12 protein-coding genes are annotated in these 12,385 nt (G+C 49.1%); 5 read left to right on the top strand and 7 right to left on the bottom strand.

Features of this window, described 5'->3' with window-relative positions; genetic code table 11:
- Positions 1 to 144: 144 nt before the first annotated feature.
- A complete protein-coding gene (locus tag B156_RS0104370; RefSeq protein ID WP_018618424.1) occupies positions 145 to 1,509 on the bottom strand; it encodes a cytochrome P450 in 1,365 nt (454 codons plus the stop codon).
- 155 nt (positions 1,510 to 1,664) lie between these two features.
- Here B156_RS0104370 and B156_RS0104375 point away from each other — a divergent pair, with 155 nt between their 5' ends.
- The gene (locus B156_RS0104375; RefSeq protein WP_018618425.1) at positions 1,665 to 3,407 is read left to right on the top strand and encodes a GMC oxidoreductase; all 1,743 of its coding nucleotides are present in this window, start codon (positions 1,665 to 1,667) and stop codon (positions 3,405 to 3,407) included.
- A 1-nt stretch (position 3,408) separates the two neighbouring features.
- On the top strand, positions 3,409 to 3,873 hold the full coding sequence (locus B156_RS0104380) for a hypothetical protein (protein WP_018618426.1): 465 nt from the start codon (positions 3,409 to 3,411) through the stop codon (positions 3,871 to 3,873).
- 41 nt (positions 3,874 to 3,914) lie between these two features.
- Here B156_RS0104380 and B156_RS0104385 read toward each other — a convergent pair whose 3' ends face one another.
- Both B156_RS0104385 and B156_RS0104390 read right to left on the bottom strand, forming a co-directional pair.
- Positions 3,915 to 5,204: an AGE family epimerase/isomerase gene (locus B156_RS0104385; protein ID WP_018618427.1), complete on the bottom strand. Its 1,290-nt coding sequence runs from the start codon at positions 5,202 to 5,204 to the stop codon at positions 3,915 to 3,917.
- Positions 5,179 to 6,189, bottom strand: coding sequence for a bifunctional heptose 7-phosphate kinase/heptose 1-phosphate adenyltransferase (locus B156_RS0104390; RefSeq protein ID WP_018618428.1), 1,011 nt, complete (start codon positions 6,187 to 6,189; stop codon positions 5,179 to 5,181). The genes B156_RS0104385 and B156_RS0104390 overlap by 26 nt, the downstream gene beginning before the upstream one ends.
- A gap of 170 nt (positions 6,190 to 6,359) precedes the next feature.
- Between B156_RS0104390 and B156_RS0104395 the strand changes: the two genes are divergently transcribed.
- Complete coding sequence (locus B156_RS0104395; protein ID WP_018618429.1) at positions 6,360 to 7,415, top strand: methyltransferase; 1,056 nt, start codon at positions 6,360 to 6,362, stop codon at positions 7,413 to 7,415.
- Positions 7,416 to 7,699: 284 nt separating this feature from the next.
- Here B156_RS0104395 and B156_RS0104400 read toward each other — a convergent pair whose 3' ends face one another.
- Both B156_RS0104400 and B156_RS0104405 read right to left on the bottom strand, forming a co-directional pair.
- Entirely contained in the window at positions 7,700 to 7,879 is a 180-nt protein-coding gene (locus tag B156_RS0104400; RefSeq protein WP_018618430.1) for a hypothetical protein, read from the bottom strand.
- 135 nt (positions 7,880 to 8,014) lie between these two features.
- On the bottom strand, positions 8,015 to 8,458 hold the full coding sequence (locus B156_RS0104405; RefSeq protein ID WP_018618431.1) for a cold-shock protein: 444 nt from the start codon (positions 8,456 to 8,458) through the stop codon (positions 8,015 to 8,017).
- A gap of 377 nt (positions 8,459 to 8,835) precedes the next feature.
- Here B156_RS0104405 and B156_RS0104410 point away from each other — a divergent pair, with 377 nt between their 5' ends.
- Positions 8,836 to 9,372 (top strand): sll1863 family stress response protein, encoded by a 537-nt coding sequence (locus B156_RS0104410; RefSeq protein WP_026260593.1) that lies wholly within the window; start codon positions 8,836 to 8,838, stop codon positions 9,370 to 9,372.
- 232 nt (positions 9,373 to 9,604) lie between these two features.
- On the opposite strand, the gene B156_RS0104415 is transcribed toward B156_RS0104410, so the two are convergent.
- On the bottom strand, positions 9,605 to 10,669 hold the full coding sequence (locus B156_RS0104415; RefSeq protein ID WP_018618433.1) for a DNA topoisomerase IB: 1,065 nt from the start codon (positions 10,667 to 10,669) through the stop codon (positions 9,605 to 9,607).
- 95 nt (positions 10,670 to 10,764) lie between these two features.
- Positions 10,765 to 11,355: a DUF6962 family protein gene (locus B156_RS0104420; RefSeq protein WP_018618434.1), complete on the bottom strand. Its 591-nt coding sequence runs from the start codon at positions 11,353 to 11,355 to the stop codon at positions 10,765 to 10,767.
- A 148-nt stretch (positions 11,356 to 11,503) separates the two neighbouring features.
- Between B156_RS0104420 and sucD the strand changes: the two genes are divergently transcribed.
- Positions 11,504 to 12,379 (top strand): succinate--CoA ligase subunit alpha, encoded by an 876-nt coding sequence (gene sucD, locus B156_RS0104425; RefSeq protein WP_026260594.1) that lies wholly within the window; start codon positions 11,504 to 11,506, stop codon positions 12,377 to 12,379.
- Positions 12,380 to 12,385: the final 6 nt, after the last annotated feature.

Here is a 12,385-nt window from a genome sequence, read left to right on the forward strand (position 1 = left end):
AACCATAAAGTCAAGGCACTCTACGAAAGGTCCAAGTCTGTATATCACTGGTTATGGCAATAGATAAGATAAGATGCTGATAACGTTATCTTTCTAAATAGAGTAGGGTTAGCCAATCGTGAAAATTCCTTTTATAATCTAATTTCAAGGTTGAGACAATGTTACCCAAACCGGTTGTTTGGGCCGTAATGTAATCAACGGTTGCATGGTAACGCGCTGATTAGCCAATGGTTGTATATCGAATTCACGGATTAGCATTGCCAGTAAAATCTGCATCTCCATCAGGGCAAACTGGTTACCAATGCATAAACGGGGGCCACCGCCAAAGGGCAGATAAGCATAGGAATGAAGCTGGTCTCTTGGGCCGTTTGGCGCAAATCGGTCCGGGTCAAACCGTTCGGGGTCAGGCCAGTTAACGGGGTCGCGGTGGAGTAAGTAAGGGGCAATGAGCGCCGTACCCCCCGCCGGAATAGTATAAGGGCCAAGATGGTCATCCTGCAACGCCAGACGACTCATGATCCAGGCTGGTGGGTATAAGCGCATGGATTCCTGAATGACCTGCATCGTGTAAGTAAGTGACCGAAACACACTGGGCGACGGGCTGGCTACATCCCCCAAAACGGCCTTGCTTTCAGCCTTGAGTTTAGCCAGCACTGCTGGATGCTGACTTAATAAATACAGCGTCCAGGCCATGGACACCGATGTTGTTTCATGTCCGGCTGCAAACAGCGTTACGCACTCGTCGCGCAGTTGCTGATCAGACATACGCTCGCCCGTTTCCTCGTCTTCAGCTGCCAACAACATACCAAGCAAATCATCACTATCGCCTGCCTTTAGCCGACGCTGGTCAATGACGCTATAAATAAAGGAATTTACCTGCGTCCCGGCCTGCTGAAAGCGTACATTAGCCGGGGTTGGCCAGTGTAAAGGAAACCGAATGATCGATAGTAGCCGGTCATTCGCCATGTAATTGAGCGTGTCCAGTGCCAGGGATAGTCCGTCCAGTTTACCAATGACGTCGGCGCCAAACAGGGTTTTACAGACAATTCGCATGGTCACATCCATAAATGCCTGGGAGATATTGACAGGCTGTTGTCGATTAAGGTGTTTCAGTTCATTAATCCACGCGGTAGTTTCGTCAATCATTGTTTGCGCCAATGCAGCCAGCTTTTGCCGGTGGAAGGCCGGTTGGGCCAGTCGCCGTTGGCGTCGCCAGAAATCGCCCTCGCTGGTGAGCAGGCCATTTCCGAGAAAAATCTTCAACACTTCGAAAGCGGGCGACCGGCCATAATTTCGATTGTTCTCCTGCAAGATGTATTTGGCGTCTTCCGGCTGGAAAACCAGATACTGATGCCTGCCGCCAATGCGAAAATGGATCAGGCGTTCTCCCTGACGTTGTGCAGTTTGCAACGTACCGAGTGAGTCACGCAAAAACGCCAGTGTATTACCCACCAGGGGTAAGCCCGGATGGAGTGGTACAGGAAGGGAAGAACTAACTATTGATTCCATAAAAAACCGTTCTGAATTGGGTTTCTGAACAGGTATAAAGATACGGTTGCCTGCTAGAAATCAATGTAATTGATGGCTTCGCTACCGTTGTATCAAACTGGGATTTTGAGCGACATAAATCATTGGTTATTTTTATAGTGAAAGAACAAATGCTTATGAACATTACAGGCGACGCTAAAGCGGCCCGAACGTACGATGCCATTGTTATTGGCTCTGGTATTAGTGGGGGTTGGGCGGCTAAGGAATTGTGTGGTAAAGGGTTACGTACGCTTGTACTGGAGCGTGGACGCGATGTCCGGCATATTGTCGATTACCCAACTGCCACGCAGAACCCGTGGGACTTCCCACACCGTAACCGGATGCCGGAAGCGTTCGATCAGGCCAACCCGATTGCGACCAAGTGCTACGCCCTGGACGAAGCAACCCAGCAGTTTTTCGTGAAAGACGCCGAGCATCCGTACGTGCAGGAAAAACCGTTCGACTGGATTCGGGGGTATCAGGTAGGCGGTAAGTCGCTGATTTGGGCGCGCCAAACGCAGCGGTGGAGTAAATTTGATTTTGAGGCCAATGCCCGTGACGGGGCCGCTGTCGACTGGCCCATTCGTTACGAAGATGTTGCACCTTGGTACAGCTACGTAGAAAAATTCGTGGGCATCAGTGGCAATAAAGATGGGCTGGAGACCCTACCCGATGGTGAATTTCTGAAACCGTGGGAGTTGAACTGCGTGGAGAAGCATATTCAGAAGCGGGTAGCCGAAAGCTATAACGACCGGAATGTGATTATCGGTCGGTGCGCCCACCTGACCGAACCCAGACAAATTCATTACGACCAGGGACGTGCGCAGTGTCAGGCCAGGCATTTGTGCTACCGGGGTTGCCCCTACGGCGGGTATTTCAGCAGTAACTCATCCACTATTCCCTGGGCAGCCAAAACGGGTAAGTTGACCCTGCGCCCGGATTCTGTAGTACATTCAATTATTTACGATGAAGGAAAAACCGGGGCCAGGTCCGGCCGGGCGACTGGGGTTCGCGTGATTGATACGCACACAAAACAAATGACGGAGTATTATGCCCGAATCATTTTTGTGAATGCTGCCTGTTTGAATACCAACCTTATTCTGCTCAATTCTACGTCAAAACGATTCCCAAACGGATTGGGTAATGACAACGGGTTGCTTGGCCGATACGTCGCCTTCCATAACTATCGGGGTAATATTATGGCCGATTATGAAGGGTACGAGGATGGATACTACTACGGTCGACGACCCACAACGGCGTTTATGCCCAATTTCAGAAATGTCCGGAAGCAGGAGACGAGCGGTCCGGCGTCCCGGTTTCAGCGGGGTTACATGGTCGCTTTTAGTGCATCCCGTGGAGGCTGGCAGCGTGGCAACGCACAGCCTGGCTTCGGAGCTGATTTCAAGGATAACTTAAGTGACCCCGGCTCCTGGCATGTATTTATGATGATGCAGGCCGAAACCGTTCCGCGTTACGAAAATCTCGTTCGGCTTAGTACCGACCATAAAGACCCCTGGGGGATTCCGCAACTGGTTACGGACATCGACTATACGGATAATGATCTGAAAATGATGAACGATTTCCTGGTGCAGGGGGCAGAAATGCTGGACAAATCAGGTTGCAAAAACATCAGGCCTTACGATGACCATCGGAATCCTGGTCTCGATATCCACGAAATGGGGGGAGTACGCATGGGCCGCGATCCTAAAACGTCGTTGCTCAACGCTAATAACCAACTTCACAGTGTGAAAAATGTGTTTGTTACCGATGGAGCGGCTATGACTTCTACTGGTTCACAAAATCCGTCTATTACCTTTATGGCGCTTACCGCACGGGCTGCCGATTTTGCGGTTAAAGAGATGAAAAAAGGAAATTTATAGCGTGCACGAACTAGCTCAGAACACCAAATCTGCCCTTTTTAGCCTTTGCCAGCAATACGTAAAGCAACGGATTGATACGGCCCGGCAAGCAATGGAAGCCGCGCAGGAAGCGGCCAACTCCGAATCGAAAAGCAGTGCGGGCGACAAGTACGAAACAGGCCGTGCTATGGCTCAACTCGAACGCGACCGAAATGCTCAACTCCTGGCCGGTGCTTTACAGCTGGAACGTGATCTTCAGCAGATTACAATTGATAAAACCTACGAATCCGTTCAGCCGGGGAGTATCGTCACAACTAATCGAGGAGCGTATTTCATTAGCATTGGTGCTGGTAAATTGTTACTCGGTGACGATGCTTATTTTGGCGTATCGGCCGGATCGCCTATTGCTGTAGCATTGGCAGGACGGAAAGCAGGAGAGGTTGCAGCGTTCAATAAAATGATGTATGAGGTGCTGAGTGTGGTTTAAATGCAAAGGGTGATCAATAAAACGAACTACAATCGCACACGCTACTCAATCGTCAGCAGTTTGTCAATCCGCTTAATTGACTGAATAACCGATCGTACAGTATGGTAGTTTATTTTCCAGGAATGGCTCATGTGTGTCCAGATGGGTATACCCTGCCGGGTCATTAACGGCCACCATTCTCCCACCGGGTGATTGATCATTTTGTCTAGTACAAACCGGTGAACATTTTCGTAAGCCTTCCCGTATTTTTCATCCCCAAAAATCCGCCAGGCGTCTAGAAAACCAATCAAGACTTCCGCCTGCTGCCAGAATTCCTTTTCGCGGTCATACACCCCGCCACTGTGCGAACCTTCCACAAAAATACCCCCAAAGGTCCAGTCGACGCCGTAATCGACTGCGTGCGAAAAGGATTTCAGGAGTTGGTCCCCGTAGGTATCGTGTGGCACGTCCAGCACATCGAGCGCGTGTAGCAGCAGCCAGGCAAACTCAGCATTATGACCATAGCTGGTGTTATCCTCCGCCGACTGTTTACTGCCCTCCTCAGTAAACCGATCCCAGCCCCAGATGATGTCGAACTTAATTTGCGGAGCCACCTCCCAGTTGGCCCAAAACTGCGGAATGCCGGTGCCGTAAACCGGGTGCATAATTTTATGGACCAGCAGGTCAATTACCTCCAGCAGTTTCCGGCGATGGATGGGTTGCCGGGTGCATTCGTACAGGGTTGTGTATGCTTCCATCAGGTGCATGTGTGCGTCGAGCGTTTTGTGGTCGCCCCCGCCCGAACACGGCTCTTTTAGTGTCCAGTCCCGATAAAACATTTCGAAATAACCGCCGTAACAGGCATCTGACGCATATTTCTGTAATAGGTCGAATACTTTTTGAGCATACTCAATACCACGTGTATCGCCCGTGGCCAGTGTATATTCACTCAGGCAGTAAATGGCGAAGCTCTGACCGTACACTATTTTCTGGTCATTCATCACGTTGCCTTTCCGATTGGTCATCCAGTAAAACCCGCCGTTTTCGTGGTCCCACATTTGGGTGAGCAGGTAATCGACCCCATGCCGTGCCAGTTTAGCCAGTTCGCCGTTGCCATAGCCTGCCCGGTGCGCCGACGCGTAGGTATATATGGAACGGGTCTGGGCAATGAGTGATTTTTCGTCCTCACCCGAATCAGTACCGAACTGGTCAAAATGCGTAATAAAACCGCCGTGTTCATGGTCGGCCGTACGGGATGTCCAAAAGGGTAATAACTCGTGGGTCAAGTGCTGGTGCCACTCCTGGCGCCAATGGGAAAGCAGTTCGTTACGCATGATATTGGTGTTCATCATGAAGGATAAGAATTTCTGTCAGGCTGGCCGTTCCGGTCTGGCCAAGTTTCTGCACAGTGACGCCAGCAGCTAGGTTGGCCATTTCCAGCCCCTGTTTAGGTGTGGCTCCGGCTCCCATGCAGGCAGCCCAGGAGGCTACAACGGTGTCGCCAGCTCCAACGGTGTCCAGTTCACCCCGTAGAGTTAACCCATCGATTGACTCTGTTCCAGTCTCATCCATGTATAAAATACCGGCCTGCCCACGTGTAATCAATAAGGGGACGTTTACCTGTTTTCGGAAAGTAATTCCCTGCTCCATACACCAGTTCAGGTCAGGATGTTCGGGTAGGTCGGTACCCAAAAAATAAGCTAGTTCGGCGGTGTTAACTTTTAGCGTGGCGCCCCGAATGTGCATCCCAACGTTACGCATATCCGCCACGACCCGAACCCTGGGAAAGCGGGCTATCAACGCATTCAGTGCGGCTACTCGGTTGGCCGTGAGTAAAGGATTTGAAAATTGCTGGTTGATGATCAGCACATCCAGGGTAGGCAGGCATTGCTCCAGACCCGCCATGAGGTTGTCAAAAAGGTGATCGGTGAGGGCATTGGCGGTGCCAAAATCAATTCGGTTCAATTCCTGATGTTGCCGGTTCGGCTTGGTATATAGACAGGTAGTCCATTCATCAGCGAGTAGCACGTGTTGGGTATTCACCCCCAGCGAATTAAACTGGTGTACCATTTCACGCCCAAACAGGTCATCGCCTACGCATCCTATAGCCCAACAATGTTTCACGCCTAGCGCATGCAAGTTCTGCACCACATTACCGGCGGCTCCCAGTGAGGCACGGGGCTGGCTTCCCCAGAAAACTTCCCGGCCTGTTTCGAGTGAATACTCACCGGTGCGCGTCTGTATGTCGAAGTATAAATCAAGGGCAAAATCGCCAATCACGCCTGCCTTCAGAGAGGTAAAGCGTTGAGAGAGGGCCGTAATAGCGGAACCAGTCATTAGGTCTGAATCGGGTTTGGTAAAGCAAAAAGCCACATACACTACCCTGACTACTCGATTTTCATTTTCCGAAAAATACCTTCTCGTTGCCTGCCAAATCCATACTTGCTTACGGGAGTACTGGTAATCATTACCTTTGCTCTCCTAAACCTGTTTATAGCTTTCTTGTCATGTCTTTGTCTGTACCGCCCGATCCGGCTCCCATTACCCGCCACCTGCGTGCCATGTTTGGCTCCCGATTACTACTGGCCGCTATTCATCATATTCCCGTTTTTGAGGAGTTAAGTGTAGGCCCTCTCTCCTTATCTGAACTGCGTCATCAACTCCATCTGAATAAGCGACCCGCTATGGTACTCTTTCCGGCTTTGTGCGCTATGGGGCTGCTGGCTTATGACGCAGCCGGTCGGCTATACATTACGGAACTGGGTGAGTATGTTACTACAGGGCATATCCCTGATTTAACTGGATACACGGGTTTGGAAAAGAATGATCCGGGCGTAATCGATATGGCCACCCTACTCCGGAACGACGGACCACTCGACACAAACAAGGGGTTTTCATTCGTGAAAGAAGGAAGTACGCCTTCGCCGATGGATGACTTGAAACTGGCTCGCACGCTTACCCTGGGTCTGGCGGGTCGTGCCCGGCACCTGGCTCCTCTGGTGGCGGCAGCACTACCGGAGAGTAGCGGCCATCTGCTCGATGTTGCCTGTGGTACAGGTTACTATTCCTATGAATGGCTGCTACGAAACCCTATTGCCACCGCCACCCTGTTTGACCGCCCGGCTGTGCTTGCCGTGGCCGCTGAACTACTGGATGAATTTAGCCAAGGTGGAAGAGAAGGCGCCGAGACAGTGAAAGGACGGGTTACCTTTTTGCCCGGCGATATGCTGACAGATACCCTCCCAGAAACGAATATCATCCTGGCCGCAAGTCTCTTTCACGATTGGCCCACGCCAACCTGTATTGAGTTGGCCAGTCGGTTTGCCGATGCGCTTCGTCCGGGTGGTGAACTCTGGGTCCATGATTCGTTCCTGAATGACACGCTCGATGGACCACTGGCGGTTACGGATTACTCTGCCCAGCTTTTCTGCGTAACGAAAGGACGTGCCTACAGCCGGGCGGAGTACCGAAACTGGTTTGCACAAATGGGGTTAATAAATACCCCGGATACAATAGCCACTCAAATGGATTACGGATTGATTTGGGCAGAGAAGCCCCAATAAACGCGAAGCCCGTGCAATACCCAGACACGATAGGAAGGGTACAAAAAAACAGACAGCCTGGCACGCCGTTTAATTAATTGGCAGACAGGCTGTATACTGGTGCGCTAATGATCGAAAAGGACATTAACTGAATTGATATGCCGGAATCCGGTGCTATGCCGCAGGGGCAAAACCAAAAAAAATAGCATACCGTACCAACAAAAAGGCAGCACTTCGTGAGCAGGCCCCATTGACGGAGCTTGTCGTTTCAATCGCCTTTCAGAAGCAGGTGAAAATGTTCGCCGTTACTTTTTACGTTTCGGCGATGTGCGGGCAGCTACTTCGGCCTGAAATTTAATCTTGAGTTTACGATCAAGCTCTCTATCCCGGGGGACATAAATACTGGTTTTCCCGTCCGAGAATTTGAGCATCCAGTAAACGTTGTCGGTGGTGGGGGGGATGGAGGTGTAAATCGGCTTACTCATAATATAGATGGTATTGATGGAGCTGGTGTCCGCGTTGGCACCTGGCTTTATTGGACAACGAGGATTGACCGTCGTTGGTACTTATAATTTCTGGAAGTAGCTGGCAGAATCCGTATAGTAGCTGATTCGCTTACGCTAAACGACTTTTTTTACATCAACGGCATTTAGCCCCTTTGGGGTCCTTGTGACTTCGAAGGTTACTTTGTCCTGTTCGCCTACTGCATCAATTAAACCGTTCATGTGTACGAATATACTCTCCTGCGTTTGCAGATCGCGGATGAACCCGTATCCTTTAGAGGCATTAAAAAAAGTCACAATTCCTTGGCGAACTGCATCCTGCGCTTCAACGGCTTCTTGTCTGGATACGCCGATCTGGATATCTTCCTGATCAATAATTCGCTTTTTTCGGGGATCAGGTGGTGTAGAAGTAATGTTTCCATTCTCATCCACATAGGCCATCATCAAGTCAAGTGCCTGCCCTTTCTGCGCACTTGCTTTGCGTTCTTCCTTTTTTTCCTCTTTGTCTTTTCTCTTTTTCTGTCTTGCTTTTTCTTTTTCTTTTTTACTAAATGTCTCCATTCTTTATTGGTTTACGTACGAATAACCTGTTTACTGTAAACAGGTTATGGTTTTTGAGGGGAGTGTTTCGTATTAAACGGTTATCGATTCATGCAAAATCGCCCGTCCTACTACTAGTCAACCGTATAAAATCAAAATTAGTTGTTTGATATACGTTTAATATTTAAACATAGAATTCACTAACTCTATGTTCCCATGTTTGGGACTCTATTCGCAGCTTAACAGAACTTATTTCTCTATACCTAAATATCACTGCTTTTTCTAGAATTCCATACTAGACCCAGTTGAGTTTATGGTTACGTATGAGTATGTGCGCTTAGTTTCTGGCATGGCCTTTGCAAACGTGGTTTTATAAATCAAACTACACAATAATCATTATGAAGAAGTCCCTATTGCTAATGACTCGTATCAAGCACGTTGCAGGTACGCTGCTTCTCGTAGCATCATTAGGTTTGTTGCAGGCCTGTAGCTCCGACGGAAAGAAAGAATCACGCACGGAGGATGCCGTCGAGAACACGGGGGATGCAATGTCTGCCGATGCTAATGATGCAGCCGATAAAGCTGATGCAAAAACGGATGAAATGGCCGGCGATTTCAAGCGGGAACGCGATGAAGCCGTAGAGAAAATGAAAGTGCAAAAAGATAAGCTGGACGCTGAAATAGACGAATTACAGGCAAAAGCTGAAAAGCAAAGCGATAAAGCAAAAGCTGAAACAGAGCGTCAGAAAGCCAAACTGGAGGAGCAACGGAAGGAGCTGGACGACGATATGGATAAGGCAAAGAATGCTACTGCCGATGCCTGGCAGGATGTGAAAAGCGGCTTTAAGCAGGCTGGTCGTGAAATCGGTGATGCCTTTGATAAAGCGGGTAACAAAATCGAAAGAGCAGGTGACAAAATCGACGGTAAAAACTAACGTTTCTACTAGTGCATTTCACACAAAAAGCGTAGGCTGATTCACTTTAGCCGACGCTTTTTGTGTGAAATGTGGAGTGATTTCCCCACTATTGTTGATTGTTTTGCAGATTTGGGCTGCTAAAATTTAGTTCGGTTCTCTTGGAATACTATTGTTGGTTTTATTCCCGAAAATCAGTTATTTTTATCCTCTGTTCGTCTGTTATTTAAGCAAAATTGCCTGTCGTTGGTGCTCAACGCTTCTGAGTTTGGTCTTTCAGAAACTTTAGTAACAATTTTTCGGTGCCATCCAGCCCCTGTGCGTCCGTTTGTCTAAAACGGGCTTTCTGTTTGATATAAGGCATTAAATCCTGGCATTCGTAAGCTTCCAGAATTTGGGGATGTATATAGTGTTTTCGGCAAACGGTACGGGTATTCCCTAACTTATGGGATACTTCGTCCAATATTGTGTTCACGTTCTTCTTCCGTTCCTTTTCAGTTTCGCAGGGATTCAGTTCGGCTAGCAGTCGAAACGCGTTTACGGTACCAGCCCAAGTCCGGAAATCCTTCGCCGAGAAATCGTCGCCCATCGTCTCGTGCAGGTAATCATTCACCATACCTGAGTCGATTGGATGGCGCTTACCCTCCGCATCGAAGTACTGAAATAGCTCCTTGCCCGGAATATCCCGGCAGGCTTTTACCAGACGTGATAACCGCCGGTCACTCAGGGTTATATCATGATAAATACCTTTTTTACCTTTAAAACTAAATCGTACTTCACGCCCATCCATTTTTACATGGCGGTCCTTGAGCGTGGTAAGCCCGTAGGAACCATATTCTTTTTCATAAGCCGCATTACCAACCCGAATGAGCGTCTGCTCCATAACACTCAGGGCAATAGCAATTACTTTTTCGCGGGTGAGTGACTCGACTCTCAGATCTTTGGCTAACCGGGAACGAAGCAGTGGCAGGGCCTGACCAAAGGCCACCATTCGGAAAAACTTCGTCTGACTTCGAATCGCGTTCCATTTTGGGTGGTAGCGGTACTGTTTTCGGTTTTTAGTGTCGATTCCCGTTGCCTGCAAATGGCTATTGGTTTTCGGGCTAATCCAGACATTTTCCCAGGCAGGGGGCAGGGCCATGCTCTGGATTCGGGTCAGGGTGTCGGAGTCGGTCAACTCATTGCCTTTGGTATCAAAATACTGGAACAGACTTTCGTTGCGCTGTCGCTGAATACCCGGCATGGTATCTGACACATAAACCAGTCGGGCTGCCCGCGCCGTTTCGACGGGGTCATGGAGTAACTCGGATGCATTCACGGTTGTTGAGTAGGTAAAAAATGCGTCACTGAGTAACTGCTGTATCCGCCAAATAGTTATCAGATTATCCTTCCTGCACACGACAAAAAATGGCTTTACCGCAATCTCACGCGCCAATCGGAGGCTTTCCCGAAAAACCAGAGAGCCAGCGCCGTGGCGTACTGGTAAAAATCCGTTGGGTGAATGAGTGAGTAAAACGCTTCTGCTTTGGTAGCCAGCCCCATCATCATAGCGGCCAACACGATCCAAAGCCCTCGTTTGTTGCGTTGAAGTAATGAAAACACCGCCAGTAGTACCAAAACCAATATACCCAGTGATGGTACGATAGGGGTGAAAACGCGTACGCGGGGTAATAGTAATGAAGTAAACAGAAATAAACCAAACGCTACCGTGGCAACAAATGGAAACAAGGAAAGTGTACGCTGATTAAGCAATGCATATACTGCCGACACCACGCATACAATACCCAGCGTATCGGACAGAATAATCATGGAACGATGCAACGGTTCCAGCGATTCGTTTCCCGAAAAGCGGATCACTCCCATCAGAGCGGCCAGGGAAATGGTTAAGAAAAAGAATCCCCAAAGCAGTCGGTTGAGCAGGGGAATACGTCCGAAAAAGTGCCAGAACACCCCAACGCCCACTCCGGCCAGAACAGAGCCAGAAAGGATATGCGAAAAAATCATCACGTAATTTAGGAAGTTTCGGCTACTTTTGCCCAACTTTCTACCAGAAGCAGGAAGGGCCGATAAACGACTAAAGATAGCTGGTTAAATGCTATTTTTCGGCTTCCTTCCGTATGTCCGTGTTGCCAACGATTTCCAAATTCCTGTTATGTCTGTTCTAGTTAACAAAGATTCAAAAATTATCGTCCAGGGCTTCACCGGCTCAGAAGGCAGTTTTCATGCTCAGCAGATGATTGAATACGGCACTAACGTTGTTGGTGGGGTAACGCCGGGAAAAGGAGGGCAAACGCACCTCGACCGCCCTGTTTTCAATACAGTTCAGCAGGCTGTTGATCAGGCTGGCGCCAATGTATCCATCATTTTTGTGCCGCCTGCTTTTGCTGCCGATGCTATTATGGAGGCTGCAGAAGCGGGTATAAATGTGATTATCTGCATTACGGAAGGTATTCCAACGGAAGATATGGTAGCGGTGAAAAACTACCTGAACGACAAAGATGTGACGCTGATCGGGCCCAACTGCCCCGGTGTCATGACCGCCGAAGAATGTAAAGTAGGAATCATGCCCGGCTTTATTTTCAAGAAAGGGCGTATCGGAATCGTTTCCAAGTCGGGTACATTAACCTACGAAGCTGTTGACCAGCTTACCAAAGCTGGTCTTGGACAATCGACAGCTATTGGTATCGGTGGCGACCCAATTATTGGTACCACTACCAAGCAGGCAGTTGAACTTCTTATGAACGATCCGGAAACCGATGCTATCGTTATGATTGGCGAAATAGGTGGCGGCATGGAAGCAGAGGCTGCTAACTGGATCAAGGCTGATGGCAATCGTAAACCCGTTGTTGGTTTCATTGCCGGACAAACGGCCCCCAAGGGTCGTCGGATGGGCCATGCCGGTGCTATTGTTGGTGGCGCAGATGATACAGCAGCCGCCAAAATGGCTATTATGCGGGAGTGTGGTATCCACGTAGTTGAATCACCCGCTCTTATCGGTGATACAATGCTGAAGGCGCTGGGGAAATAAATTCTA

Origin of the sequence: Spirosoma luteum DSM 19990, assembly GCF_000374065.1 — a bacterium.
Taxonomy (GTDB): Bacteria; Bacteroidota; Bacteroidia; order Cytophagales; family Spirosomataceae; genus Spirosoma; species Spirosoma luteum.

Excerpts from the sequence above, each read along its gene's own strand:
- B156_RS0104400 (WP_018618430.1), bottom strand. The coding sequence starts at position 7,879 with ATGAGTAAGCCGATTTACACCTCCATCCCCCCCACCACCGACAACGTT.
- B156_RS0104385 (WP_018618427.1), bottom strand. The coding sequence starts at position 5,204 with ATGATGAACACCAATATCATGCGTAACGAACTGCTTTCCCATTGGCGC.
- B156_RS0104405 (WP_018618431.1), bottom strand. The coding sequence starts at position 8,458 with ATGGAGACATTTAGTAAAAAAGAAAAAGAAAAAGCAAGACAGAAAAAG.
- B156_RS0104370 (WP_018618424.1), bottom strand. The coding sequence starts at position 1,509 with ATGGAATCAATAGTTAGTTCTTCCCTTCCTGTACCACTCCATCCGGGC.
- B156_RS0104375 (WP_018618425.1), top strand. The coding sequence starts at position 1,665 with ATGAACATTACAGGCGACGCTAAAGCGGCCCGAACGTACGATGCCATT.
- B156_RS0104395 (WP_018618429.1), top strand. The coding sequence starts at position 6,360 with ATGTCTTTGTCTGTACCGCCCGATCCGGCTCCCATTACCCGCCACCTG.
- sucD (WP_026260594.1), top strand. The coding sequence starts at position 11,504 with ATGTCTGTTCTAGTTAACAAAGATTCAAAAATTATCGTCCAGGGCTTC.
- B156_RS0104410 (WP_026260593.1), top strand. The coding sequence starts at position 8,836 with ATGAAGAAGTCCCTATTGCTAATGACTCGTATCAAGCACGTTGCAGGT.
- B156_RS0104420 (WP_018618434.1), bottom strand. The coding sequence starts at position 11,355 with ATGATTTTTTCGCATATCCTTTCTGGCTCTGTTCTGGCCGGAGTGGGC.
- B156_RS0104390 (WP_018618428.1), bottom strand. The coding sequence starts at position 6,189 with ATGACTGGTTCCGCTATTACGGCCCTCTCTCAACGCTTTACCTCTCTG.